General features: G+C 66.7%; 22 protein-coding genes. 5 read left to right on the plus strand and 17 right to left on the minus strand.

Annotated features, from left to right (window positions below):
* Positions 1–94: 94 nt before the first annotated feature.
* The 6 genes from ilvC to IV501_RS01890 form a co-directional block, all read right to left on the minus strand.
* The gene (ilvC, locus tag IV501_RS01865) at positions 95–1,180 is read right to left on the minus strand and encodes a ketol-acid reductoisomerase (RefSeq protein ID WP_200555398.1); all 1,086 of its coding nucleotides are present in this window, start codon (positions 1,178–1,180) and stop codon (positions 95–97) included.
* Between the two features lie 85 nt (positions 1,181–1,265).
* A complete protein-coding gene (gene ilvN / locus IV501_RS01870; protein WP_200554706.1) occupies positions 1,266–1,775 on the minus strand; it encodes an acetolactate synthase small subunit in 510 nt (169 codons plus the stop codon).
* A gap of 4 nt (positions 1,776–1,779) precedes the next feature.
* Entirely contained in the window at positions 1,780–3,582 is a 1,803-nt protein-coding gene (locus tag IV501_RS01875) for an acetolactate synthase large subunit (RefSeq protein ID WP_200554707.1), read from the minus strand.
* A 64-nt stretch (positions 3,583–3,646) separates the two neighbouring features.
* Complete coding sequence (gene ilvD / locus IV501_RS01880) at positions 3,647–5,344, minus strand: dihydroxy-acid dehydratase (RefSeq protein WP_200554708.1); 1,698 nt, start codon at positions 5,342–5,344, stop codon at positions 3,647–3,649.
* 37 nt (positions 5,345–5,381) lie between these two features.
* A complete protein-coding gene (gene otsB / locus IV501_RS01885; protein WP_200554709.1) occupies positions 5,382–6,197 on the minus strand; it encodes a trehalose-phosphatase in 816 nt (271 codons plus the stop codon).
* Positions 6,197–7,741, minus strand: a complete 1,545-nt coding sequence (locus tag IV501_RS01890; protein WP_200554710.1) for an alpha,alpha-trehalose-phosphate synthase (UDP-forming) — start codon at positions 7,739–7,741, stop codon at positions 6,197–6,199. The genes otsB and IV501_RS01890 overlap by 1 nt, the downstream gene beginning before the upstream one ends.
* 94 nt (positions 7,742–7,835) lie before the next feature.
* Between IV501_RS01890 and IV501_RS01895 the strand changes: the two genes are divergently transcribed.
* Positions 7,836–8,804: a magnesium transporter CorA family protein gene (locus IV501_RS01895; protein WP_200554711.1), complete on the plus strand. Its 969-nt coding sequence runs from the start codon at positions 7,836–7,838 to the stop codon at positions 8,802–8,804.
* A gap of 10 nt (positions 8,805–8,814) precedes the next feature.
* Here IV501_RS01895 and IV501_RS01900 read toward each other — a convergent pair whose 3' ends face one another.
* From IV501_RS01900 to IV501_RS01915, 4 genes are all read right to left on the minus strand, one after another.
* Positions 8,815–10,662: a YhgE/Pip family protein gene (locus IV501_RS01900; RefSeq protein ID WP_200554712.1), complete on the minus strand. Its 1,848-nt coding sequence runs from the start codon at positions 10,660–10,662 to the stop codon at positions 8,815–8,817.
* Positions 10,659–13,601, minus strand: coding sequence for an MMPL family transporter (locus IV501_RS01905; protein WP_200554713.1), 2,943 nt, complete (start codon positions 13,599–13,601; stop codon positions 10,659–10,661). Before IV501_RS01905 ends, IV501_RS01900 begins: the two co-directional genes overlap by 4 nt.
* A 14-nt stretch (positions 13,602–13,615) precedes the next feature.
* Positions 13,616–14,200 carry a TetR/AcrR family transcriptional regulator gene (locus tag IV501_RS01910; protein ID WP_200554714.1) on the minus strand — a complete coding sequence of 195 codons (585 nt, stop codon included), beginning with the start codon at positions 14,198–14,200 and terminating at the stop codon, positions 13,616–13,618.
* 108 nt (positions 14,201–14,308) lie between these two features.
* Positions 14,309–15,463, minus strand: a complete 1,155-nt coding sequence (locus IV501_RS01915; RefSeq protein ID WP_200554715.1) for an SLC13 family permease — start codon at positions 15,461–15,463, stop codon at positions 14,309–14,311.
* Between the two features lie 101 nt (positions 15,464–15,564).
* On the opposite strand from IV501_RS01915, the gene IV501_RS01920 reads away from it, so the two are divergent.
* Both IV501_RS01920 and IV501_RS01925 read left to right on the plus strand, forming a co-directional pair.
* Positions 15,565–15,756, plus strand: coding sequence for a hypothetical protein (locus IV501_RS01920; RefSeq protein ID WP_200554716.1), 192 nt, complete (start codon positions 15,565–15,567; stop codon positions 15,754–15,756).
* A gap of 4 nt (positions 15,757–15,760) precedes the next feature.
* Positions 15,761–16,387 carry a hypothetical protein gene (locus IV501_RS01925; RefSeq protein ID WP_200554717.1) on the plus strand — a complete coding sequence of 209 codons (627 nt, stop codon included), beginning with the start codon at positions 15,761–15,763 and terminating at the stop codon, positions 16,385–16,387.
* 26 nt (positions 16,388–16,413) lie between these two features.
* On the opposite strand, the gene IV501_RS01930 is transcribed toward IV501_RS01925, so the two are convergent.
* Genes IV501_RS01930 through IV501_RS01950 form a run of 5 tightly spaced genes read right to left on the minus strand, consistent with a single transcriptional unit; the run spans position 16,414 to position 21,475 of the window.
* Positions 16,414–17,145, minus strand: a complete 732-nt coding sequence (locus IV501_RS01930; RefSeq protein ID WP_307812134.1) for a FadR/GntR family transcriptional regulator — start codon at positions 17,143–17,145, stop codon at positions 16,414–16,416.
* A gap of 9 nt (positions 17,146–17,154) precedes the next feature.
* On the minus strand, positions 17,155–17,943 hold the full coding sequence (locus tag IV501_RS01935; protein ID WP_200554718.1) for a 3-oxoacyl-ACP reductase: 789 nt from the start codon (positions 17,941–17,943) through the stop codon (positions 17,155–17,157).
* Between the two features lie 31 nt (positions 17,944–17,974).
* A complete protein-coding gene (locus IV501_RS01940) occupies positions 17,975–19,345 on the minus strand; it encodes an aldehyde dehydrogenase family protein (protein WP_200554719.1) in 1,371 nt (456 codons plus the stop codon).
* Positions 19,342–20,064 (minus strand): gamma-glutamyl-gamma-aminobutyrate hydrolase family protein, encoded by a 723-nt coding sequence (locus IV501_RS01945; protein ID WP_200554720.1) that lies wholly within the window; start codon positions 20,062–20,064, stop codon positions 19,342–19,344. Before IV501_RS01945 ends, IV501_RS01940 begins: the two co-directional genes overlap by 4 nt.
* Before the next feature lie 43 nt (positions 20,065–20,107).
* Positions 20,108–21,475: a glutamine synthetase family protein gene (locus IV501_RS01950; RefSeq protein ID WP_200554721.1), complete on the minus strand. Its 1,368-nt coding sequence runs from the start codon at positions 21,473–21,475 to the stop codon at positions 20,108–20,110.
* Between the two features lie 190 nt (positions 21,476–21,665).
* Here IV501_RS01950 and IV501_RS01955 point away from each other — a divergent pair, with 190 nt between their 5' ends.
* Both IV501_RS01955 and IV501_RS01960 read left to right on the plus strand, forming a co-directional pair.
* On the plus strand, positions 21,666–23,213 hold the full coding sequence (locus IV501_RS01955) for an amino acid permease (protein ID WP_200554722.1): 1,548 nt from the start codon (positions 21,666–21,668) through the stop codon (positions 23,211–23,213).
* A gap of 169 nt (positions 23,214–23,382) precedes the next feature.
* Positions 23,383–23,934 carry a hypothetical protein gene (locus IV501_RS01960; RefSeq protein WP_200554723.1) on the plus strand — a complete coding sequence of 184 codons (552 nt, stop codon included), beginning with the start codon at positions 23,383–23,385 and terminating at the stop codon, positions 23,932–23,934.
* A 395-nt stretch (positions 23,935–24,329) separates the two neighbouring features.
* Here the strand turns inward: IV501_RS01960 and IV501_RS01965 are convergent, their stop codons facing one another.
* Both IV501_RS01965 and IV501_RS01970 read right to left on the minus strand, forming a co-directional pair.
* The gene (locus IV501_RS01965) at positions 24,330–24,971 is read right to left on the minus strand and encodes a TMEM175 family protein (RefSeq protein ID WP_200554724.1); all 642 of its coding nucleotides are present in this window, start codon (positions 24,969–24,971) and stop codon (positions 24,330–24,332) included.
* Positions 24,972–24,975: 4 nt separating this feature from the next.
* Positions 24,976–26,091 (minus strand): NAD-dependent formate dehydrogenase, encoded by a 1,116-nt coding sequence (locus tag IV501_RS01970; protein WP_200554725.1) that lies wholly within the window; start codon positions 26,089–26,091, stop codon positions 24,976–24,978.
* Positions 26,092–26,201: the final 110 nt, after the last annotated feature.

A 26,201-nucleotide genomic window follows, 5' to 3' on the forward strand; every position in this document is an offset into this window, starting at 1 on the left:
TCGGAAACGGTGCACAGCGGATGCCGCTGCCCGCGAACAGCGAAACAGCCCGGGTTCTTTCGAACCCGGGCCGTTCCTGTATTTAGCTGGCTACTTAGCGCGCTGCGGAGCCATCGGTGTAATCGGTGTCCTGCTGCTTCCAGGCGAAGAGCGCACGCAGCTCCTTGCCGGTGGCCTCGATCGGGTGCGCGGCACCCTTCTCGCGCAGGGCGAGGAACTCGGGGGCGCCCGCATCCTGGTCCGCGATGAAGCGCTCGGCGAAGGCACCCGACTGGATGTCCGCGAGAACGGCCTGCATGTTGTCCTTCACGTGCGGGTCGATGACGCGCGGGCCGGAGACGTAGTCGCCGTACTCAGCGGTGTCGGAGACCGACCAGCGCTGCTTGGCGATGCCACCCTCCCACATCAGGTCGACGATGAGCTTCAGCTCGTGCAGCACCTCGAAGTACGCGATCTGCGGCTGGTAGCCGGCCTCGGTCAGGGTCTCGAAGCCATACTGAACGAGCTGCGAGACACCGCCGCAGAGAACTGCCTGCTCGCCGAACAGGTCGGTCTCGGTCTCCTCGGTGAAGGTGGTCTTGATGCCGCCGGCGCGCAGGCCGCCGATCGCCTTGGCGTACGACCAGGCGAGGTCCCAAGCCTGGCCCGATGCGTCCTGCTCGACGGCCACGATCACCGGCACACCACGGCCGGCCTCGTACTCGCGGCGCACGGTGTGACCGGGTCCCTTCGGGGCGACCATGATCACGTCGACACCCTCAGGCGCGGTGATGTAGCCGAAGCGGATGTTGAAGCCGTGACCGAACAGGATGGCCTTGCCGTCGGCGAGGTGCGGCTGGATGTCTGCGGCGTAGAGCCCACGCTGGTGCTGGTCGGGCGCCAGGATGACGATGACGTCGGCCCACGCGGATGCCTCGGCAGCGGTCAGCACGGTGAAGCCGGCCTCCTGCGCCTTCGCGACCGACTTCGAGTCGGGCTTGAGGCCGACGACGACCTCGACGCCCGAGTCGCGGAGGTTCTGCGCGTGGGCGTGGCCTTGCGATCCGTAGCCGATGACAGCGACCTTCTTGCCCTGGATGAGTGCGAGGTCGGCGTCGTTGTCGTAGAAGATTTCGGTCACTGTGCTTTTCCTTTTCGTTTTCCGCTGATTGCGTAGCGCCCGAGGGACGAGGACGCGTATCGAAATCGGCTGTTTCGTGGTTCTTTTTTAGTTGGAAAGATCTCGATCCGGCCCTTCGACAAGCTCAGGGACCGTGATATTCGGACTAGTTCTTGAAGACCCGCTCGGTAATGCTCTTGCCGCCACGGCCGATGGCGAGAAGGCCCGACTGGGCGATCTCCTTGATTCCATATGGCTCGAGCACCCGCAGCAGCGCCTGCACCTTCGCGGTGTCGCCGGTGACCTCGATCACGAGGGCGTCGGGGGCGACATCCACGATCCGGGCCCGGAACAGGGTGGCGGCCTCGAGGATCTGGCTGCGGGTGGTGTTGTCGACGCGCACCTTGATCAGCATGTGCTCGCGCTGCACGGTCTGTGCAGGGTCGAGCTCGACGATCTTGATCACGTTGATCAGCTTGTTGAGCTGCTTGGTGACCTGTTCGAGCGGAAGTTCTTCGACATCCACCACCACGGTGATGCGGGAGAGACCGGGGATCTCGCTCGCACCGACGGCGAGGGATTCGATATTGAACCCGCGACGGGCGAACAGCCCCGCAACACGCGTGAGCAGGCCGGGCTTGTCTTCGACCAGCAGGGAGAGCACGTGGTGACTCATCGCGTTACTCGCCTTCCCACTCGGGCGCGTGGTCGCGCGCGTACTGAACTGAGGAGTTGCCGACGCCCTGCGGCACCATCGGCCAGACCATGGAGTCGCGACTCACGATGAAGTCGATCACCACCGGGCGGTCGTTGGTAGCGTTGGCCAGCTCGATGGCCGCGTCCACTTCGTCTTTCGACGTCACGCGGAGCCCCAGGGCACCGTACGCGTCGGCGAGCTTCACGAAGTCGGGAACCATCGCCGTGCCGTGACCCGTGTTGAGGTCGGTGAACGAGTGGCGGCCGTCGTAGAACAGCGACTGCCACTGACGCACCATGCCGAGCGAGGAGTTGTTGATGATCGCGACCTTGATCGGGATGTTGTTGATGACGCAGGTAGCGAGCTCCTGGTTGGTCATCTGGAAACATCCGTCGCCATCGATCGCCCAGACGATGCGGTCGGGCTCTGCCACCTTGGCGCCCATGGCGGCCGGGACGCCGTAGCCCATGGTGCCGGCGCCGCCGGAGTTGAGCCAGGAGTTGGGACGCTCGTACTTGATGAACTGCGCCGCCCACATCTGGTGCTGGCCAACGCCGGACGCATAGACCGCCTCCGGTCCGGTGATCTGGCCGATGCGTTGGATCACGTACTGCGGGCTGAGCAGGCCATCTTCCGGCTCGTCGTAGCCGAGCGGGTAGAGCTTGCGCAGCTGGTCGAGCCGGGTCCACCATTCGGTGAGATCGGGCTTTCCGCTCTTCGCGGTCGCCTCGGCGAACGCGGTGGTCAGATCGGCGATGACATCTTTGGCATCGCCGACGATCGGAACATCCGCCACGCGGATCTTCGAGATCTCGGCTGGATCGATATCCACATGGACGACCTTGGCGTGCGGGGCGAACTCGCTCGGCTTGCCGGTCACCCGGTCGTCGAAGCGCGCCCCGAGCGAGATCAGCAGGTCGGATTCCTGAATGGAGAGCACCGCGGGCACCGTGCCGTGCATGCCAGGCATGCCGAGGTTGAGCGGGTTCGAGTCAGGGAATGCGCCGCGGGCCATCAGCGTGGTGACGACGGGCGCGCCAACGGCCTCGGCCAGTTCGAGCAGTTCAGCGGATGCCTGGGCCCGGATTACCCCGCCACCCACATAGAAGACGGGCCGCTTCGCCTCGGCCAGCAGCTGTGCCGCTGCCTGGATCTGCTTGCCGTGGGCCTTCGTCACCGGGCGGTAGCCGGGCAGGTCGACCTTGGGCGGCCAGATGAACGGCGCGCTGGCCTGCTGGGCGTCTTTGGTGACGTCCACCAGCACGGGCCCGGGGCGGCCGGTCGTGGCGATGTGCACCGCGGCCGCGATCGTGGCCGGCACGTCCTCGGGACGCGTCACCAGGAAGGAGTGCTTGGTGATCGGCATGGTGATGCCGGAGATGTCGACCTCCTGGAAGGCGTCCGTGCCCATCAGGGTCGAGAACACCTGCCCGGTGATCGCGAGCAGCGGCACCGAGTCCATGTAGGCATCCGCGATGGCGGTGACCAGGTTGGTCGCGCCCGGGCCGGAGGTCGCGATGGCGACGCCGATGCGGTTGGACGACGAGGCGTAGCCCTCAGCGGCATGTCCGGCACCCTGCTCGTGCCGCACGAGGATGTGACGGATGCCGGTGGAGGACATGAGCTCGTCGTAGAAGGGCATGATCGCGCCACCGGGCAGGCCGAAGACATCCGTAATTCCCAGCGCTTCGAGGGAGCGCAGGATCTGGCCCGAGCCGGTGAGGATCTCGGGGGACTTCGGCGTGGATTTACCGGCGGCAGGCACGGGGCTGGATTCCGTGGGCATCGATGATTCCTTGGGTATCTGTGGTGCGCGAGTGAGATGGTGAGGCGATCAGCCGGTACTGGTGTTAGCCAGTGATGGCGCCCTCCGCGGCGGAGTGCACGAGCTTGGCGTATTTCGCGAGGACGCCACGGGTGTAGCGCGGGGGAAGCGGAGCCCAGCCAGAGCGGCGAGCTGCGAGCTCAGCGGGCTCGACGAGTAGGTCGAGGGAGCGAGCGGCGATATCGACCCGTATTAGATCACCATCGCGCACGAAGGCGATAGGACCTGCGTCCACCGCTTCGGGTGCTATGTGGCCGATACACAGTCCGGTTGTGCCGCCTGAGAATCTGCCGTCCGTCAAGAGTAGTACATCCTTGCCGAGCCCGGCGCCCTTGATGGCCGCGGTGATGGCGAGCATCTCGCGCATGCCGGGGCCGCCCTTCGGGCCCTCATAGGTGATGACGACGATGTCGCCCTTCTGGATCGTGCCCTCCGTGAGGGCATCCATTGCCTCGCGCTCGCGCTGGAACACCCGCGCCGGGCCCTCGAACACGTCGGCGTCGAAGCCGGCGGTCTTGACGACGGCACCGCCGGGAGCCAGCGAGCCCTTGAGGATGGTGAGTCCGCCGGTCTTGTGGATCGGGTTGTCGAGGGTGCGCAGCACCGTGCCGTCGAGCGCGTCGGGGTTCAGCTCCGCCAGGTTCTCGGCGACCGTCTTGCCGGTCACGGTGAGGCAGTCTCCGTGCAGCAGTCCCGCGTCGAGCAGCGCCTTCATCAGCACCGGGATGCCGCCGTGCCGGTCGATGTCGGCCATGACGAAACGACCGAACGGCTTCATGTCGGCGAGGTGAGGAACCTTGTCGCCGATGCGGTTGAAGTCGTCGATGGTGAGGTCGACCTCGGCCTCGTGCGCGATGGCGAGCAGATGGAGAACGACGTTGGTCGAGCCGCCGAGCGCCATGGCGACCGTGATCGCGTTCTCGAAGGCCTTCTTGGTGAGGATGCCGCGGGTGGTGATGCCGAGGCGCAGCATGTTCACGACGGCCTCGCCCGAGCGGTGCGCGAAGTAATCGCGACGGCGGTCGGCGCTGGCCGGACTCGTGGAGCCCGGCAGCGACATCCCGAGTGCTTCGGCGACGCTGGCCATGGTGTTGGCGGTGTACATGCCGCCACAAGCACCCTCGCCCGGGGCGAAGGCGCACTCGATGCGGTGCGCATCCTCCGCGCTCATCGTGCCGGCCTTGAGACCTCCGACCGCCTCGAAGGAGTCGATGATCGTGATCTCCTTCTCGGTGCCGTCGGTGAGCTTGACCCAGCCGGGCGCGATGGAGCCGGCGTAGAGGAAGACGGATGCGAGGTTCAGTCGAGCGGCGGCCATGAGCATGCCGGGCAGCGACTTGTCACAGCCGGCCAGAAGAACGGAGCCGTCGAGGCGCTCGGCCTCCATGACCACCTCGACCGAGTCGGCGATGACCTCGCGGCTGACCAGCGAGAAGTGCATGCCGACGTGACCCATCGAGATGCCGTCGCTGACGGAGATGGTGCCGAACTGCAGCGGGTAGCCACCGCCGGAGTGCACGCCCTCCTTGGACGCCTGCGCGAGGCGGTCGAGCGAGAGGTTGCAGGGGGTGATCTCGTTCCACGAGCTGGCGATACCGATCTGCGGCTTCTCCCAATCGGCGTCTCCCATTCCGACCGCGCGAAGCATCCCGCGGCTGGTGGTGGCTTCGATTCCGTCGGTGACGACGCGAGAACGGGGCTTCCAGTCAACTGTTTCCGGCATGTGACGAGTTTAGGGGCGCGCGGGGTATGCTCTTGCGCTACTGCTCGTGGACGTCGCCGTCGCGCAGGTCGGCGAGCAGATTGAGCGCCCGCGCCACGTCGATCGGTCCGGCCACCCGGAAGTTCGCCAGTGTCGCGCCCTCGCCGCTCTTGAGGCCGACGTCATCCGCACCGAGCGCGTCGAACGCGTCTTCGTCGGTGACATCGTCGCCGGCGTAGAAGACGGCGCTGGCCGCGGTGTACTCGCGCAGGTGCTGCACCGCCTCGCCCTTGGTGGTCGACCGCACCGAGAACTCGAGCACGTTCTTGCCGTCGCGCACCGTGAGACCGGAATCTTCTGCGGCCGTCTCCTGACGCGCCACGAGGTGGGCGATTCGAGAATTGTGCTCCGTCGCGAGCCTGGTATGCAGCGCGAAGCCGGCGGGCTTCGGCTCGATCCAGACCTGGTCGAAGTTGTCGGCGACCTCGTTCAGCACGTCCTTCAGCACGTCGACCCGCTGCAGCTCGGTGGTGTTGAGCGACACGGCGTCCTTCGGATCGTCGAGGCGCAACTCGATGCCGTGCGAGCCCACGAGCAGCACGCTGTCGGGAACATCGGCCACGTGGATGAGGCTTTTCAGGGCCCGGCCGGAGACGAGCGCGACCCGGGTGTTCGGCATCCGGGCCAGCCGCAGCACGGCAGCGCGGGCCTCGGGCAGGGCTCGGGCCTGCTCCGGAACGTCGACCTCGGGCGCGAGGGTGCCGTCGAAGTCGAGCGCGATCAGCAGACGCTTGGTGCGGGCGAGCTCACGCAGCGCACCGATGAACGGCTCGGGCAGGCGGGAATAGGCGGGAGGGGTATCGACGTCGACCATCAGCGCAGTTCGTGCCCCGCCGACCCGTGATGGGCGTAGCTGCCGAGCACCTGGAGGAACTCGTTCGACCAGCGCGAGACATCGTGCTCGAGCACGCGTTTGCGCAGCGAGCGCATGCGGGCACGCCGGTCACGCTTGGGCATACCGATCGCCTGCAATATGACCTCCTTGAGGCCCTCGATGTCGTGCGGGTTGATCAGCAGTGCGCGCTTCAACTCGTCGGAGGCGCCCGCGAACTCGCTGAGCACCAGCACGCCGTCGTCGTCGAAGCGGCAGGCGACGTACTCCTTGGCGACGAGGTTCATTCCATCGCGGAGAGCGGTGACCAGCATGACGTCGGCGGCGAGGTAGAGCGCCACCATCTCGTCTCGCGGAAATCCGTGATGCTGGTAGCTGATCGGCGAGTGGGCGATGGTGCCGTAGTCACCGTTGATGCGGCCGACCGTGAGCTCGATCTCATCCCGCAGCTCCATGTAGGCCTGCACCCGCTCGCGGCTGGGGTTCGCGACCTGCACCAGGGTGACGTCCTCGGCGCTGAGCTTGCCCTCGGCGAGCAGCTCGCCGTAGGCCTTCAACCGATGGCCTATGCCCTTGGTGTAGTCGAGCCGGTCGACGCCGAGCATCACCGTCTTCGGGTTACCGAGCTCTTCGCGAATCTGCTGCGCGCGCTCCTGCACCGACGCGCTGCGGGCCAGTTCTTCGAAGCTCGCGGAGTCGATCGAGATCGGGAAGGCACGGGCGATCACCGTGCGGAAGTTACCCTGACGTTTGATCGGGCCGAATACCCGCACGCCCGGGGTCTGGTCGACGAGCGGCACCTCCACCTGCGTGCCCTTGGTGACGTAGCCCTTGAGCCGGCGAACCGCGCGCTGGAAATTGCTGGCGTCTGCCACCCGCTGGAAGCCGATCACGTCGGCCCCGAGTAGGCCCTCGACGATCTGGGCGCGCCAGGGCAGCTGCGAGTAGATGCCGTATGGCGGGAACGGGATGTGGTTGAAGAACCCGATCGTGAGGTCGGGCCGCAGCTCGCGCAGCATCTTCGGCACCAGCTGCAGCTGATAATCCTGCACCCAGACGATCGCACCCTCGGCAGCCGCCTCGGCGGCTGCGCGGGCGAAGCGCTGGTTGACCTCGACGTAGCTCTCCCACCACTCGCGATGGAAGCTCGGCGGCGCAATCACGTCGTGATAGAGCGGCCAGAGGGTGTCGTTAGAGAAGCCCTCGTAGTAATTCTCGATCTCGTCGGCGGAAAGCGGAACGGGAATGACACGGATGCCGTCGCTGTCGAACGGCTCGAACTCCAGATCCGGCTGCCCGCCCCATCCGATCCACGCGCCCTCGTTCTTGCGCATGACGGGTTCGAGCGCCGTCACCAGTCCCCCGGGGGAACCGGCCCAGCTCGCGTTACCCTCGGCGTCGATCACCCGGTCGACGGGGAGACGGTTCGAGACGACGATGAAGCTGTATTCGCCTGCAACGACGAGGCTCGGCTCGGATCCTGCTGCTGCTGCTGCTGCTGCTGCGGATTCTTCAGGTGTAGTCATGAATGTGTGATTGCTCTCTCCGGGGTACTGCGGCGCACCCTCGCCCGTAAGCAAACCCCAGATTAGCAAAGGGGCAAGGGCTAGCATTGCCCGCATGGTCACCACTCGCCTCTACTGCGCTGGTGCGCTCACCATGCAGGACTTTCCGGTCGACAGCATCTCTGATCACATTTCCGAACCAGACTCGTCGGTCTGGGGCGATTTCGAGTCGCCCACCGCGCAGGATCTGGCGGCCATCGAGGAGGAGCTGTCGCTGCATCCGCTCGCCGTCGAAGACGCCGTCAACGCGCATCAGCGTCCCAAGGTCGACCGCTACGACACCCACCTCTTCCTCGCCGTGTACGCGTTGCGGTTCGACCCGAAGACCAGCGAGCTGACCAAGACCGAGGTGCGCGCGTTCATCACACCGCATGCCCTCATCACGGTGCACGAGCCCGCCTTCGACATGAGCGCGGTCAAGAAGCGCTGGGACGAGAACAAAGACCTCGCGAGGTTCGGCGTCTCATTTCTGCTCTGGGGGCTGCTCGACGTGATCGTCGACGGTCATCTGGATGCCGTGCAGCTCTTGGATGCCGGCATCGACAGCCTCGAAGACAATCTGTTCGAGAACCGGCCGCATGACGAATCGGTCGTGCGCAAGTCGTTCGAGCTGCGCAAATCTCTGGTCGAGCTGCGGCGCTCCATCCAGCCGATGCGCGAGGTTCTCAACGCGTTCATGCAGCGGGATGCCGAGAACATCGCCATCGACATGCGCCCGTATTACCAGGATCTCTACGACCACGCCATCCGCTCCGCCGAATCAGCGGATGCCCTGCGCGACCTGGTCGCGACGATCCTCGAGACAAACCTCAGCATCCAGAGCAACAACATGAACCTCGTGATGAAGAAGGTCACCAGCTGGGCGGCCATCATCGCGGTGCCGACGGCGATAACCGGCTTCTTCGGCCAGAATCTGAAGTTCATCGGCTTCGGAACGACGTGGGGCGTCTGGTTCTCGCTCGCGCTGATCGCGGGAACCTCGGTGAGCCTGTACATCTCGTTCAAGAAGCGCGACTGGCTGTAGGCACCAGCGGTCAGCGGACGAGCGCGGTCGCCGCCCGCAACCGCGCCCGCGGCGCGATCACCGGCGTCAGCCCCAGCGCCCCGGCCCGCCGGGTGCGGCGGATCGCGAGCATCGACACCAGAACAGAGCCGATCCCGAACGCGAGCAACACCAGTGCCGACTGCACGACAGGACCGACGTCGCCGCCGGCGATGATCCCCTGCATGCCCTGCACGCCATACGTCAGCGGCAGGAACGGGCTGATCACCTGGAACGGTGTCGCCAGCAGTTGCACCGGATAGAGACCGCCGGTCGAGGTGATCTGCACTGCCAGCAGGAACAGCGACACGACCAGTCCGGCCCGGCCGAGTCCGATAGTGAGTAGGTAGTGGAACGCGGTGAACGCGAGCGCCATCAGCACCGAGAACGCGAGTACCGCGGGCAGCGACGCCCACGACACCCCGACGGCGAAGTGCACCAGCGCCGTGAGCAACAGGGCCTGGCCGACGGTCACGACCGATGCGCGGGCGATGGTCGACACCACCAGCCGTCCGTTGCCGGCGGTGGATCCGAGAGCACGGCGCGTGAGCGGGCGTAACACCAGGAACACGGCAAGAGCCCCGATCCACAGCCCGAGCGGCACGAAGAAGGTCGCGATGACCTGCCCGATGTCCTTGATCTGATTCTGGCGAATGACCGTCACTCCGATCGGGTCGGCGGCCACCGACGCGGCCTTCTTCGCCGCGGCGGCATCCGTCGTCGGCAGTTGTGCGACGCCGGCTTTCAGGCCATCGGCGAGCTGCGTGGCTCCGCTGCTCAGCTGCGTGGCTCCGGATTGAGCGGATGTCGCCCCACCAGTGAGCGAGCCGAGCCCGGTCGCGAGGCCGCTGGCCCCCGATCGCAGCGCCGCAGAACCCGAGGAGAGTCGGGCTGCACCCGAGGCGCTTTGCGCCACACCGGAGGCGATCCCTGGGGACAGCTGCGCGTTCTGAGCGGCGAGCGCGGAGAGTTGGGCCGAGGCCGCGGCCAGCTTGGGCGGGATGGTCGGATCCTGCGGATCCGCCGAGAGCTCGGCCGAGTACTGGGCGACGGCGGCCGACGCCGCGGAAATGCCTTGACTCAGCGGGGTGAGGTTCGCCGCGTTCGAGTTCAGCGTGGCGAGACCGGAGCTGAGGGCATCCGCCCCTGAGGTGTACTTGGACACTCCGCTCGACAGCTGCGTGGCGCCCGACTGCGCGGAGGTCGCGCCGTCGGCGAGCGAGGCGAGCCCGGTGCTGAGATCGGTAGCTCCGCTCGCGAGCCCGGTCGCGCCATCCGCCGCGCTGCTCAACGAGGTTCCGAGGGTGCCGACGCCGCTGGACAGGCCGGCGATGTACTGCTCGGTGATGGTCTTGCCGAACGCGCTCGTGAGGCTGGAGCCCACGATCTGCGCGACGGCTCCGGTGAGGTAGCTGTGCGCGTCATCGGTGTGAATCGACAGCTCGCCCTTCACCGGGTTCGCCGAGCTCAGCGACAGGATCGACGACGAGAAGTCCTTGGGCACGGTGAGCACGGCGTCCACTGTGCCGTTCTTGAGTGCCTTGGCGGCATCCGCCTTGTTGGAGATCGTCCAGTCGAAACCGCCCTTGCCCCCGGTGAGCTCGGTCACCAGCTGGCGCCCGGCGAAGACCGGGGTCTTGGTGCCGTCGGCCGCTGTCTGGTAGACGAGTGTGTCGTCGTTCACCACCGCGGCCGGGATGCGGTCGATCGAGGTGGTGGTCTGGGACAGCGCGCCGACGAACAGTCCGGCGAAGGCGAGCGGCACGAGTACGACCGCTCCGATCGCGATGCGGCGCAGCCACCGGCTGCGGGTGGCGGGTGCCGGGGTCTGCTGGCTCACAGCGTCGCTCCTGTCGTTGCTGCTCCGGTGCTGCTCGCGTTCTCGAACAGGTCGATACCGACGAGCGCGCGCCCATCGCTGGTGCTGAGGGAGGCGACTCGCACCGGCACGGGGGTGCTCAGCACGATCGTCGTCTCGGTGCGGGCGAGGCGGCAGACCGTTCGGATGAACTGGGTCTCGTCGTCTTCGACCGCGAAGGTGTCGAGCTGATCGAGCACGACCACCGGCGTTCCCTCGGCAAGCGCGACCGCGGCCAGGGCGACGGCACGTTCACGCTGCGGGAGCGCGTCGAGCGTGGTCGCCGCGGTCACCCCGATACTCATCGGGTCGACCGCGAGCATGGCGGCGTTGATGCGCGCGATCCAGCGCTGCACCCGTCGCCCCATGCCGAATGGGCCGATCGTGAACGTGCGGTACCAGGGTTGGGTGAGCTGCAGTCGCTCTTCCAGCAGCTGGCCGAGAGACAGCGTCGACTCGGATCGCTCGAGCCCCGCGACATCCGCCATCGCGACCAGGCGCGAGACCGCTCCGGCCTCGGAGGGAAGCGGATGTCCCGCCACCTGGGCGCGTCCGCTCTGCACATCGAGTCGGCCGGCCAGAGTCGCGGTGAGCAGCCTGCGGTCGGTGGTCTCTCCGCTGATCAGCAGCAGACCGCCCGGCGCCACGGCCAGGTCGAGCGGCCGCACCGCGTACTCCTCGGTGCCGGCACGGAGGGCTTCGGCGCTGATCGCCAAGCCGCGCTGGTCGAGCGCCCAGCCCACCGCCTCGCGGTGTTCGCGCAGGTTCTCGCCCTCGATGTCCATATTCGGCAGCAGCTTCTGCAGCCACTTCGGCATCCACCACGCGGCTTTGCCCAGCAGGGTCATCACCGCGGGCACCAGGGTCATCCGCACGAGGAAGGCGTCGAAGGCCACACCGGTGGCGAGGCCCATTGCGATCGGCTTGATCGTGCCAGAGCCGTCAGGCACGAACGCGATGAAGACGAAGAACATAATCAGCGCGGCGGCGGTCACCACGCGCGCACCATTGGCGAATCCTTTGCCCACCGCCTCGCGGGCGTTGCCGCTGTGCACGTAGGCCTCACGCATGCCGGAGACGAGGAACACCTCGTAGTCCATGGCGAGGCCGAACAGCACGGCCATCAACAGGATCGGCATGAAACTCAGGATCGGTCCGGGGTTCTCGACGTTGAAGACATCCGCAAACCACCCCCACTGGAAGATGGCGACGACGACCCCGAACGAGGCGAGCACCGACAGCAGGAAGCCCACGGCGGCCTTGATCGGCACGAGCACCGACCTGAACACCATCATCAGCAGGATGATCGAGAGCCCGACCACGATCGCGCCGAAGGGCAGCAGCGCACCGCTCAGCCGGTTTGAGATGTCGATCCCGACCGCCGTTGCGCCGGTGACCGAGATCGGGGTGTCGTAGGAGTCTTTGATCTTGGGCTGCAGGTCGCGGATGGACTGCACCAGCGCCTTGGTCGCGGGGGCGTCCGGCGCGCTCGATGGGGTGACCTGGATGATCGCGGTATCGAGGGTCGCATCGGGGATGCCCTGGCTCACCATCTCGACGTCAGGCAAGGTCTTCAGGTCGTCGGCGATCCCGGCCAGATCCTTCTCGATATTGGTGGTCTGCGTGATGTCGACGGCGACGATGAGCGGACCGTTGTACCCGGCGCCGAAGCCCTCCTTGATCATCTCGTAGGCCTGACGCTGCGTGGATCCCTTGGGCTCCGATGCGCCGTCCGGCAGGCTCAGGTCGAGCGAGAGCGCGGGAATGGCGAGCACGCCGAGCACGGCGACGACCGCGATCAGGGCGAGCACCGGTCGCTTCATCACCCCCCGCACCCAGCGCAGGCCGAGGGTGGGCTTGCTTCCCTCATCGTGCACGTTCGCACGGGCGAAGGCGCGCGAACCGGGCTTGGGCGCGAGGCGGCCCTTGGCCAACCCGAGCAGCGCTGGCACCAGGGTGGTGGCGACGCCGATCGCGATGAGCACCGCGAACGCCGCACCGACGCCCATGACGCTGAGGAAGGGGATGCCGACCACGAGCAGACCGAGCAGGGCGATGATGACCGTCACGCCGGCGAACACCACGGCGCTTCCGGCCGTACCGACCGCGGTCGCGGCAGATTCCTCCGGGTCGACGCCCTGGGCGAGCTGATTTCGATGGCGGGACAGGATGAACAGGCAATAGTCGATTCCGACCGCCAACCCGATCATCAGGGCGAGCAGCGGAGCCGAACTCGACACCGTGGTGAAGGCGCTGATCACGCTGATACCACCGGTGACGATGCCGACGCCGAGCAGCGCGCTGAGCAGCGGCATGCCCGCGGCTATGAGCGAACCGAAGGTGATCAGCAGCACGATGCCGGCGAATACGACGCCGATGACCTCGGTGATGCTGATGCCGAAGGAGTTGTCGGAGAAGACCTGGCCTCCGAATGCGACGGTGAGACCGGCATCCTCCCCGATCTTCGCGGTCGCCTTCAGCTCGGTGAGCGTCGCGGGCTTCACGTCGGCGGCCGTGCCGTCCAACTGGATCTGCGATCGTGCGTACTGGCCGTCGCTCGAGATCGCGCCGGTGGCGTACTCGGAGAACGGACTGAGCACCGAGCTGACACCGTCGATCGTGGCGATCTTGTCGTCCATCGCGGTGATCGCTGCTTTGTAGGTGGGATCGGAGACGGATGCCCCATCCGGAGCCTCGACGACGGCCTGCGCACTGGCGCCGGCCACCGACGGGAACACGGCGTCGAGTCGATCGAGCGCTGCCTGTGACTCCGTTCCGGGGATCGCGAAAGACTCCTGAGTCTGACCGCCGAGGGCGACGCCGCCGCCGATGACGCCGACGGCCAGCAGCAGCCAGACGCCGATGATCAGCCACGGGCGACGGAACGAGAAGCGACCGAGTCGGTAGAGAAGAGTTGCCACGGTGTTCTCCTGGGTCAGACGGCGGAAAGAGGTGCGGTGGGAATCGGTGCGGTGGCGATCGGTGCGAGCAACTCGCTGAGGATCGTGATGAGCGCGGCACGGGTTTCGGTGATCGGGATGTCGTACCCGAACGTGTCTTGTGAGCAGAGCGTGTACGCGGCCCCGCCGAGAGCGATACCGAAGCGCATCTTGTCTTCGACGGATCCGGTGGTCGCCTGGAAGTACTCCGCCAGTGTGATCACGAGCTCATTCGCCCGATCGATAACCGGCACGTCGACCAGCGACGGACCCTGGTTGATGAAGAGGTTGACCTCGCGGCGGTACTGCAGGATGAAGTCCACGAATTCGGTGAGGAAGGCCGACCGGCGCTCGGGAGTAAAGGGGCCGGAGGCCAGTTCGTCGAGGATTTCGGCCATCCGGTGGATCGCCGGAGCGACCGCGGCTTCGAGCAGCACCTCCTTGGAGGCGAAGTGGTACAACACGCTGGATTTCGAGAGGCCGGCGAGCTCGGCGATGCGATGCAGCGACGTGGCTGCATAGCCGGAGACGGTGAACTCGGCGAGCGCGATGGCACGCAGGTCATCGGAAGAGGTCGACATGAGGCCCAGGGTATTCTGACCGATCGGTCAGAAACTGTCCGATCGGTCAGTTTGCCAGACTCTTGCCAGCGCCCGCCCAGGTTTCAGCGGACTGGTTACCGAAACGAGTCAGGCGCTTAGCCACAACCCCACGGTCGCGGAAGCCACCGTGAGCGGTGCTGCTATAGCCCCGAGCATTATGTAGCGATGCCAGGAGATCTCCACGCCAAGCGCCGTCAACCGCTGATGCCAAAGCAGGGTCGCGAGCGACGCCCACGGCGTGATCAGGGGGCCGGCATTCACCCCGATCAACAGCGCTGCCAACCGCACCGGGCTACCCGCGACCGGTTCCAGAGCCAGGTAGGCCGGCAGGTTGTCGAGCACGTTTGCCCCGAGCGCGCCGGTGCCAGCCAGCCGCAACAGGCTCAAGAGGTCACTTCCCGAACCCGACACGCTCGCGAGCAGGGAAGTCAGCCCCAGCGAATGCGCCGCCTCCACGACCAGGAAGAGTCCGGTCGCGAAAACCACGAGCTGCCACGGAATGAGCGAGAGACGCAGCACCTCGCGACGCCGCACCAGGAACACGATGCCGAGCACGATGGCCGCCGCGAGCGCCGGCATCCATACCGGCAGTCCCGAGACGAGCAGCGGCAGCAGAGCCACCACCACGATCGCGCTCGCCACGAGCACCAGGCGGTCGTCTGGCTCGCTGCGCTGCTCTGCGGTGTACCGCTGAAGCAAACTCTTTCGGCTGACGATGAACAGGATGACCGCGGGCACGACGATCGCGATCAGCGCCGGCAGCGCCATCAGCCCCGCGAACCCGAGCGGACCGAGTGATCCCATCTCGTGTTCGGCGAGCAGATTGGTGAGATTCGAGACCGGCAGCAGCAGGGAGGCCGTGTTCGCGATCCACACCGTGGTGAGCGCGAACGGCAGGGGTGACAGCCCCACGTGGCGAGCGAGCACCACCACGACAGGGGTGAGCAGCACCGCGGTGGTGTCGAGCGAGAGGAAGATCGTGCTCAGCACCGCGAGCACCAGCACGAGCAGCCACAGCAACCACGCTCTGCCTCGACCCCAGCGGGCCGTCTGCTCGGCGATCACCCGGAACAGCCCGGCCTCGGCCGCGAGTTCGGTCACCACGGTGATGGCGACCACGAACAGCAGGATCGGCCAGACCCGTTCGCCGAGCGCCGAGGCCTCGGGAACCGGCAGAATGCCCACCGCGATGGCGACGGCGCCGATCACGATCAGGGCGGCTCCGAGGATTGCTGTGCGCACGGCATCCTTTCGGGTCTTCCGCCGGTCTCGGTTCACTGTACGGGCCGCCAGGGCTTGCGCGTGCGGGGTAGCGTGGTGCAGACCGAACCCAGGAGGACCTGTTGCGCAAATTCATCTTCAGCGGCACCATGCTCAGCGCCGTCGTGGGAGGGTGGGGTGTGCTGCAGACGACCCGTAAAGGTCCGAGAGACTGGCGACTGATCCTGATGTGGGTCAGCTGGGGACTCAGCGTGGCGATTGCCGTCGGCACCGTCATTCAGCAGGCACAGGACGCCGACGAACTGGAAGACTGACCCCATGGTCAATCCACTGATTCCGGCTCCCTTCCACCTGTTCAGCATCTTCGGCGGCATCCTGAGCGTGTTCATCGGGCTGCTCGTGTTCGCCGCCGTGATCGCGGTGCTGTTCCTGCTGATCCGCTTCCTCATCGTCGGAACCCAGGCCGCGCAGCTCTACGTTGCGAAGAACGCTCCGGCGACGCGGGGTGCTTCCATAGCACCGGCCGGTCCCGCCGCTCCGGCCGGTCCCGCCGCTCCGGCCGGTCCCGCCGCTCCGGCTGAGCCCGCTGCCAGCTCGGTGGCTCCGCCGGCCGCTCCCGCAGCTCCCGCTTCACCCGCTTCCTCCTCCGGTTCTGCGACGGCGGCCCCCGTGGTCGGTGAGCCCGTGGCATCCGTCGCCCCAGTCGCTGCCCCTATCGCCGCCCCGGTCACCAAGGTCACCCCGACTCGCGCCGTCAGCACCCCGGAGACCACGCCGACCGCGACCACGGCAGTCGCGACGAAGCCTGCAGGGAGGGCTTCCGCTACCAAGTCGCCGGCTAAAGCGCCGACAACCCCGCCCGTGTCCACACCGGATGACGTCGCCCCCGCGGCGAAGGCGCCGGCGAAGCCCCGCGTGCGCAAGACCCCGCCGCCCACGGCGTAACCCCGCGTACGCCCGCCGGATGCGGCTCAGGCCAGGAAGCCGCGCAGCAGGGCCGCGGAACCGTCCAGGTGCTCCTGCATCGCGGCGGCGGCCCGCTCGACGTCGCCCGTGAGAATCGCCAGCACGATGGCCTCGTGCTGTTCGTTCGAGTGCTCGAGGTTGGGCTGCAGCAACGGGATTTCCTCGAGCAACTCGTTCACGCGCATCCGGTTGTCGGCGAGCAGCGGGACGAGCGACGGGGCGCCCACCAGCTCACCGATGGTCAGGTGCAGCCGGGAGTCGAGCCTCCGATAGTCCTCAATCGACGCGGCAGATGACTCTTTCAATCGCGACCACAGCACCTCGCGATCCGTCGCAGATAACGCCCGCGCCGCGGCGGCCCGTGCCGCACCTACCTCGAGGATGTCGCGCAACGCAAGCGCATCCTCCAACTCCTCCGGGCTGGACGGCACTGCATCCGCGACCCCCTCGATCCTGGCGCCCGAGCCGCGGGACGGCAGCACGTCGACCACGAAGGTCCCGCCATAGCGGCCGCGCCGCGAGACCAGAAACCCGGCGTCGGTGAGAGAACGGATGGCCTCCCGCACGGTATCCCGACTGACCGAGAATCGCGCGGCGAGGTCACGTTCGGCGGGCAACGCCTCGCCTGGTGCGACGATTCCCAGCCGTACGGTCTGCAGCAACCGGGCGACGGTCTCCTCGAAGGCGTTTCCGGCCCGCACGGGACGGAACAGCGCACTCTCGGCCAGGTCAGACACCTGAAGATCCTAGATCGGAGTGACGTAGGCCGCGCCGATGCCCCCGTCGACCATGAAGGTCGAGCCGGTGATGAACGACGCGTCGTCACTGGCGAGGAAGGCGACGGCCGCTGCCATCTCCTCGGGCTCGCCGAAGCGTCCGACGGGAACATGCACCAGACGCCGCTGAGCGCGCTCCTCGTCTTTGGCGAATAAATCCTGCAGCAGGGGCGTGTTCACCGGGCCGGGGCACAGCGCGTTGACCCGGATGCCCTGTCGGGCGAACTGCACGCCGAGCTCGCGGCTCATCGCGAGCACTCCGCCCTTCGACGCGGTGTAGGAGATCTGGCTGGTGGCCGAGCCGAGAACGGCTACGAAGGATGCGGTGTTGATGATCGACCCACGCTGCTGCGGCACCATGTATCGCAGCGCCGCCCGGCAACACAGGTAGACCGACTTCAGGTTGACGTCCTGCACCTTCTGCCAGGCGGGCAGCTCGGTGGTCTCGATCGAGTCGTCGTCCGGCGGGGAGATGCCCGCGTTGTTGAAGGCGATGTCGACAGAGCCGTACACCTCGTTGGTGGTGTCGAAGAGCGCGTTGACCTGGTCCTCGTCAGAGACGTCGACCTGAACGAACAAACCGCCGATCTCCGCCGCGGCCGCGAGTCCGGTCTCCGGGTTGAAGTCGCCGATCACCACGGTCGCCCCCTCCGCGGCGAACCGGCGGGCGGTGGCGAGGCCGATGCCGCTCGCCCCTCCGGTGACGACCGCGACCTTGCCGGCCAAGCGTTGAGTGAGGTCGATAGGGGTCACTGCCATGGTGATGCCTTTCTGATGGTGCTGGGCTCGGTCACGGGGCGTCCGAGAGGAAGACGTTCTTGATCTCGGTGAAGGCGGCAGCGGCATCCGGCCCGAGCTCCCGGCCGAGGCCGGACTGCTTGAAACCGCCGAACGGCGTCGAATAGCGCACCGACGAATTGGAGTTGACAGACAGGTTGCCGCTCTCGATGCCCCGGGATACACGGATGCCGCGCCCCAGGTCACGCGTCCAGATCGAGCCGCTCAGCCCGTAGTCGCTGTCGTTGGCCAGCGCGATCGCATCGGCCTCGTCATCGAACGGGAGCACACTCACGACGGGGCCGAAGATCTCGTCCCGCGCCACGCGATCGTCACGCGAGCCGGGCAGCAGCACCGTCGGCGCGAACCAGAAGCCCGGGCCATCCGGGGCACTGCCGCGAAACGCGACCTGCCGGTCGTCGGGCACGTAGGAGGCGACCTTGGCGAACTGCGCGGCTGAGACCAGCGGGCCCATCTCGGTCGCCTCATCGCCCGGGGCTCCGACCATGACCTTCTTGACGGCGGGCTCGAGCAGCTCGAGAAAGCGGTTGACCGCGCTGCGCTCGACCAGGATGCGCGACCGCGCGCAGCAGTCCTGTCCGGCGTTCTCAAATACCGCACTCGGCGCCATCGCCGCGGCCTTCTCGAGGTCGGCGTCGGCAAACACCACGTTCGCGCTCTTGCCACCGAGCTCCAGCGTGACCGCCTTCACGTTCGCGGCGCAGCCCGCCATCACGCGCTTGCCGGTCGCGGTCGAGCCGGTAAAGACGATCTTGCGAACGAGCGGGTGGGACACCAGACGCTCACCGACCACGTCGCCGCGGCCGGGCAGCACCTGCAACAGCCCCTCCGGCAGCCCTGCGGCGAGCGCGAGGTCGCCGAGCCGCAGCGCGGTCAGCGGCGTCCACTCGGCGGGTTTGAGCAGCACGGCGTTGCCGGCGGCGAGCGCCGGGGCGAATCCCCAGGCCGCGATCGTCATCGGAAAGTTCCACGGCACGATCACGCCGACCACGCCGAGCGGTTCGAGGAAGGTCACGTCGATACCGCCGGCCACCGGAATCTGGCTGCCGAGCATCCGTTCCGGCGCCGCCGAATAGTAGGTGAGCACATCGCGTACGTGTCCGGCCTCCCAGCGCGCCTGGGAGATCGGATGCCCGGAGTTCAGTACCTCCAGCCGCGCGAGCTCCTCCACCGCCCCATCCACCACGGCGGCGAAGGCACGGAGTGTCGATGCACGTTCAGCGGGCGCCAGGGCAGCCCAGCGCTTCTGTGCGGCGACCGCCCTGGCCACCGCCTCGTCGACCTCCTCGACGCTGGTGTGCTCTATGGATCGGATCAGCGTCTCGTCGGCCGGGTTGATGAGGTCGATCGAGGTGGCTGTCACGCGGAAACCTCGGTCACTGAGCTTGTCGAAGTGTTCGCAAAGACGCGCGCAGCATCGACCAGCGCCTCGAACAGCCGACCGTCTTCGGGCGACTGCTCCGGGTGCCACTGCACGGCGATGCCGAACGGCACTGACTGCACTTCCACCGCCTGCACGGTGCCGTCGTCGGAGCGTGCGGTCACCACCAGACCCTCTGCCACCCTGTCGATCGCCTGGTGGTGATAGGAGAGCACAGGCAGCGTCGGGGTGTCGGCGAGGATCTCCGGAACGTGACCGCGCTCGCCGAGGTGCACATCGTTCAGTGCGAAGACTCCGTCCTTGCCGCTGTATCGTTCGGTGCCGACGACCTCGGGCAGGTGCTGGTGCAGCGTGCCGCCGAGCGTCACGTTGAGCATCTGCAGACCGCGGCAGATACCGAGGAAGGGCGTGCCGCTCTCGATCGCCGCGGTGAACAGGGCTTCCTCCCAGGCGTCGCGGTCGGGGCGGGACTCGTCGGTGAGCGGGTGGCGGTGCTGTCCGTACAGGGCCGGGTCGACATCCTTTCCCCCGGCGACGACCAGGGCATCGAGCCCGGAAACGACGCGCGCGGCGATCTCGGCGTCGACCGGCTGCGGCGGCAGCAGCACGGCGATGCCGCCGGCGTTCGTCACCGCGTCGATGTAGACCTTCGGAAGGAATGACGCCACAACGTCCCATACCCCGGTCTGCGACCGCTCCATATAGGTGCTGACCCCGATGATGGGCGCCCGTCCGCTCGTATCTCTAAAGGCGTTCAAAACCGCGCACCCGCTCCCAGTCAGTGATTGCCGCGTCGTAGGCCTGGACCTCGATGCGGGCGTTGTTCAGATAGTGGTCCACCACGTCTGCTCCGAACGCCTCGCGGGCGATCTCGGATTCGCCGAACAGGGCCGCGGCGTCACGCAGGGTGCTCGGCACGCGCGGCAGGTCGCTGTCGTAGGCGTTGCCCGCGAACATCGGCTCGAGCTCCAGCTCGTGCTCGATGCCGTAAAGGCCGCCCGCGATCAGCGCAGCGGTGGCCAGGTACTGGTTGACGTCGCCGCCTGGCACGCGGTTCTCCACGCGCATACCGAACCCCTTGCCGACGACTCGGAGCGAGCAGGTGCGGTTGTCGAGACCCCACGCCACGGCGGTCGGGGCGAAGCTGCCCTCGACGTAACGCTTGTACGAGTTGATGTTGGGGGCGAAGAACAGGCTCAGTTCTCGCATTGTCTTCAGTTGCCCGGCGAGGAAGTGGCGGAACATTTTCGACATGCCGAGTTCGTCACTCGGGTCGGAGAACACCGCGCTGCCGTCCGCGCCACGGAACGAGATGTGGATGTGGCAGGAGTTGCCCTCCTTCTCGTTGAACTTGGCCATGAAGGTCAGTGACTTGCCGTGCTTGTCGGCGATCTCCTTGGCGCCGTTCTTGTAGATCGAGTGGTTGTCGCAGGTGGTGAGTGCGTCTTCGTAACGGAACGCGATCTCTTGCTGGCCCAGGTTGCACTCCCCCTTCACCCCCTCGCAGTACATGCCGGCTCCCTCCATCGACACCCGGATGTCGCGCAGCAACGGCTCCATGCGGGTCGAGGCGAGCAACGCGTAGTCGATGTTGTAATCACTGGCCGGAGTCAGCCCGCTGTAGCCCTTCGCCCAGGCCTCCCGGTAGCTGTTCTCGAACACCAGGAACTCGAGTTCGGTGCCGACGTACGGCACCAGACCCTTCTCGGCCAGCCGGGCGATCTGCCGCTGCAGGATGGCGCGCGGAGAGGGAGCGACGGGCGTCTCGTCGAGATAGGTGAGATCGGCGATCACCAGCGCGGTGCCCGGAATCCACGGAACCAGCCGCAGCGTCGATAGGTCGGGCATCATCGCCATGTCGCCGTAACCGGTCTCCCAGGACGAGATGCGGTAGCCGTCGACCGTGTTCATCTCGACGTCGACGGCGAGCAGGTAGTTGCAGCACTCCGCTCCGTGACTCGAGATCTCCTCGTGGAACAGCCGCGCCGAGGCGCGCTTGCCCACCAGCCGCCCCTGCATGTCGGTGAAGGCCACGATGACGGTGTCGATCTCCCCCGCATCGATCAGGGTATTCAGTTCATCGGTGGTCAACATGCCAGTGCGTGCGGCCATGGGCTACTCCTGACGAGACGAGCGAAGTGGGTGGATGCCGACCATTACATCACGCGAGAACGCCGGTGCCGCAAGCACAAAGTAACAGGATGTTTACACCCAAAGGTAGACATTAAGTACCAATAGCGGCCATGCTCGGCTCCAGCACCACGCACCACCGCCCGAGAACTTTTTTCCCAGGAGGAACGGCATGGCAGAGAACACCACGGCAGGCGTCACCTACACGAAGGCAGCCGACGGCTACTTCGAGAAGCGCAGCCTGAAACGCACGGCAGGCTTCTGGGGAATCTGGGGAATCGGCATCGCCGCAGTCATCTCCGGCGACTTCTCCGGGTGGAACGTCGGGCTGGGCACCACCGGGTGGGGCGGCCTACTCATCGCGACGATCGTGATCATCGTCATGTACTTCACCATGATCTTCTCGATCGGCGAGATGTCGGCGGCCATGCCGCACACCGGCGGCGCATACTCGTTCTCCCGCGCAGCGATGGGGCCGTGGGGCGGGTTCGTCACCGGCATCTCCGAGTCGATCGAATACGTCGTGACCACCGCGGTGGTCGTGCTGTTCTCGGCGAGCTATCTGGGCAGCATCATCACCGATCTGACCGGGGCGGAGGTTCCCGGGTGGATTCTCTGGATCATCCTGTACGCGGTATTCATCGGCCTGAACTCACTCGGCGCTGCGGTCGGCTTCCGTTTCGCCCTCATCGTGGCCATCATCTCGATGGGCGTCATCCTGCTGTTCGCGGTGCTCTCGATCGCGAACGGCGCCGTCGACTTCTCCCGACTGCTCGACATCAAGCCCACCGAGGGCAACTCGAACTTCCTGCCCTTCGGCGGCATCGGCATCCTGTTCTCCCTGCCGTTCGCGATCTGGTTCTTTCTCGGCATCGAAGAACTGCCGCTCGCCGCGGAGGAGGCGAATAACCCGGCCAAGGACATCCCCAAGGCGGGCGTCTGGGGAATCATCACGCTGGCCTTCTTCGGCCTGCTGATTCTGTTCCTCAACCCCGCGGTCACCGGGTCCAAAGCGCTCACCGTCTCCCCGGGCGACGGTGACGAGCCGCTGCTGGCCGGATTCCGCGCCTTCCTTCCCGACAGCGTCGCCGCACTGCTCGCGCTCTTCGCCCTGATCGGTCTCCTCGCGTCGCTCCAGGGCATCATGTTCGCCTACGGACGCAACATGTACTCGCTCTCCCGGGCCGGTTACTACCCGAAATTCCTCTCGCTCACCGGCCGCAAGCACCAGACGCCGTGGGTGTCGTTGCTGGTCGGCGGTGCGATCGGGTTCGTCATCCTGCTGGTGGTCGCGCTCATCATCCCCGCGGTGAACCCGGATGCCGCGGGCGCAGCCACCGGCGTCATCCTCTTCATCGCGGTCTTCGGTGCGGTCATCTCCTACCTGATGCAGATGATCTCGTTCATCGTGCTTCGCCGGAAGTTCCCCAACGCCAACCGCCCGTACACCAGCCCGACCGGAGTCGCTGGCGCGGTCACCGCCGGGGTGATCGCGATCGGAGCGTTCTTCGGCATCGTGCTCAATGCCACGTTCCAGCTCGCGGTGATCACGTTCCTGGTGATCTTCGTGGTCGGACTGGTCATCTTCGCCCTGGTAGGTCGCAAACGACTCGTGCTCTCGCCGGAGGAGGAGTATGCGCTGAGCGGTGGCTTGCACGGCGACCCGCAGATCGAGGGCTACGACGCGATGGAGTCTGAGGTCTTCGACGGCAAGGCCTGACTCCCATAGACCCAGCTGGGCCCACCGGAGGCAAGAGCCGGTGGGCCCTGCTGCAGTTCGCGGCATTTATCCGCGAAAGTGGCTGGTCGGGTCGCGTGTCGACCGGGATTTCGGGGGCCGGTAACCGACAATAGGCGAATACCCCGCTCCTCATGTCGAAAGGCCGACCGTGATCAACCCGCTGCGCAGACGCAACAGAGACCGCGGGCTGACCCTGGAGCAGCGCGATGAGGTGCAGAAACTCGTCTACGAACTGGTGCAGACGCGCCTCATCCACGCCTTCGGACCGCGCGGTCTGTTCACCGTGACCCCGCACGACTCCAGCGCGGTCGACACCTTCTTCGCCCAGGCCGTTGCCGACACCATCGCGTGGGATGTCGCGGCCAAGCTCGCCTCGCCCGGTGCGGTTTCCGCGCCGATCGAGCAGGTTTCTGCGGTGCTGGCAGCCGCGGTTGCCGCGGCACCCGCCGCCCCATCGCCGGTCACAGTCCCCGTCGCCACCGTTCCGGCCGCAATCGCGCCGGTGCCCGCTGAGCCGGTTACCGCGGCGCCGGTCAACCCCGAGACCGAAGCCAGCGTCTCCGTCGACACCGCGGGCGTTGCCACGGTCGTCGCCAGCCGTTTCGCTCCGCCTGCCGAGCCGACGGCAGCATCCCAGGTCGCCGATGCGCGCGCGCAGAGCTCCGCAGCATCCACTGAGCGCCGCCAGCTCGTCGCCTAACCACCCCCGTAACACTTCTCCGCAGGGCGCGAGTAAGTCGGCCGTGCGCTGCCCCGTGTGCATGGCGCTGCCGGTGTTCATGGCGCTGGTTGAGGACTGATCGCCGCCCCCTCCTGGCAGAGGTGGCGGCGATCGGGTCTCTAACCCCGGTACCCGAACCAGGGCATACCTAGAACCACTCGGATTTCCACGCCCCCGCGTTTCCATCACGATCTAGGAGACCCCCGGAAGACTGAGTCCCCCGGCTATCCGGGACAAAGTTAGCACCGTGAAGTAATTCGCGAAGCCCCTCGGTCGCCCCCAATTCGGGGGCTCTTCTCAGATCTGCCGCGGGCGAAGGCCGCGGGCGTTCGAGCACGATGGCGCAGCCATCCATGAGACCCAGCGCCGTGTGGTCAGGGAGCGATGCTGCGTGTGCGGCGATGTCGACGATCAAGCACGCGCTGGATCGGGATGTCGACGAAGAGCAACAGCAGCGCCCAGAGACCCACCCCCGGCACAACCAGGGCGAGCACCAGCGCCACACCCATGGTGACGACCGCGACCACGGACGCCCCCAGCGCAGTAGTGGACCCCGCGTCGGCGCTGAGGATCTCCGGATGCCGGGAGATGATGACCTTCAGCATCAGGCCCGACAGGCTGGTGACGAACATCGTGCCGATGTAGATCGCATCGATCGTGGGACTCTGCGACGCTTTCCCGGCGATCAGCTGGGTGGGAAACGGAATGAACACGATGCTCAGCAGCCAGAGCGCGTTCACCCAGAACAGCGGCGGAGTGAAGGCGACAAGACCGTCGAACAGCGCGTGGTGAATGAGCCAGAACCGCAGGATGACCGTAAAACTGAGGGTCAGCACGAGCACCTGGCTGCCGTTCTTGGCGAAGAATTCGGAGAAGCTCGTGAGGTTCTCGTTCACCGCCGTATCGACCAGGGGAAGCACGAGAAGCGTGGCGGCGATCGACACGACCCCGTCGCTGAAAGCAGTGAGCCGACCGATCGACCGATGAGCACGGGGAGTGAGCGCGATGTTCGTCATTGCCCTATCGTCCGCTTACTACGAGGAAATCGGAGCGGATCGGAGCACCCGCGAACCAACTCTCCAATATCTCCCGCACCGCAGCGGCGGAACGGGCTTGCGCCGGAAGGGTCGCTCCCGCGACGTGCGGGGTCATGGCGGCGTGCCGCATACTCCGCCACGGGTGCGTGATCGGGGGCGGCTCGGGGTACCAGGCGTCGCCGCCGTAGCCAGCGAGCCGACCGGAGGACAGCGCCCTCACGATCGCGTCACGCTCGACCAACTCCGCTCGCGCCAGGTTCACCACATACGAGCCGCGCGGCATCGACTCGATCATCGCCTCATCGACCAAGTGGTAGGTCTCGGGGGTCAGCGGGGCGTGGATAGACAGGATGTCCACCGATCGCACGAGAGCTGCGACATCCGGAACATAGGTGAGCGCCAGCTCGGTCTCGAGCTGCGGGCGCAGCCGCACCGGATCACTGTAGTGCAGGCCGACACCGAAGCCGGCGAGGCGGTGCAGCACGGCGAGACCCACCGCGCCGGCCCCGACCACCCCCACCCGCATTCCCTGTAGATCGTAGGAACGCTCGACGCTCCCGGCGATGTCCCACCCCCCGTCGGTGACGCAGGCGTGGGCGGCGAGGAAGTCGTGGGCCATCGTCAACATGAGCATCACCGCGTGTTCGGCGATACTCACGGTCGCCGTGGCGGAGGTTTCGGCCACCGTGATCCCGCGTCGCGCGGCCGCTTCCAGATCGATTCCGTCGGTGCCGGCGCCGGCCACCACGGCCAGCTGCAGGCGGGGAGCAGCGGCGATCCGCGCGGCGCTGAGGTGGATCGGCCAGGATGGCTGCGACACCACGACATCGGCGGTGGGGAGTTCACGAAGGAAGTCAGACCTGTCCCCGGTGACGTCGGAAACCACCACGTACTCGTGCCCTGCTGCCTCCAGAAACCGGCGCAGTCCGAGCTCGCCCGACACGCAGCCGAGCAGTTGGCCCGGGGCGAAGTCCAGGGCGTCCGCGTGGGTCAGCAAGACGTCGCCGACCGCATCGACTGCGGGGATGCCATCGCGCGCGTATTCGGGCGGGTACCCGGAGGCGGGATCCGGGTACAGCACGGCGAGGACCTTGGCCACGAACCATGTCCTTTCGACGATCGGAGGACGGGTTGGCTGGTGTTCGGCCGGGCTTTAAGGCCGCCCTCCGAGAGCCGGTCCGAACCACCGACCCTCACTACCGAGAGTGG

Origin of the sequence: Lacisediminihabitans changchengi (assembly GCF_016634425.1) — a bacterium.
Lineage (GTDB): Bacteria > Actinomycetota > Actinomycetes > Actinomycetales > Microbacteriaceae > Lacisediminihabitans > Lacisediminihabitans changchengi.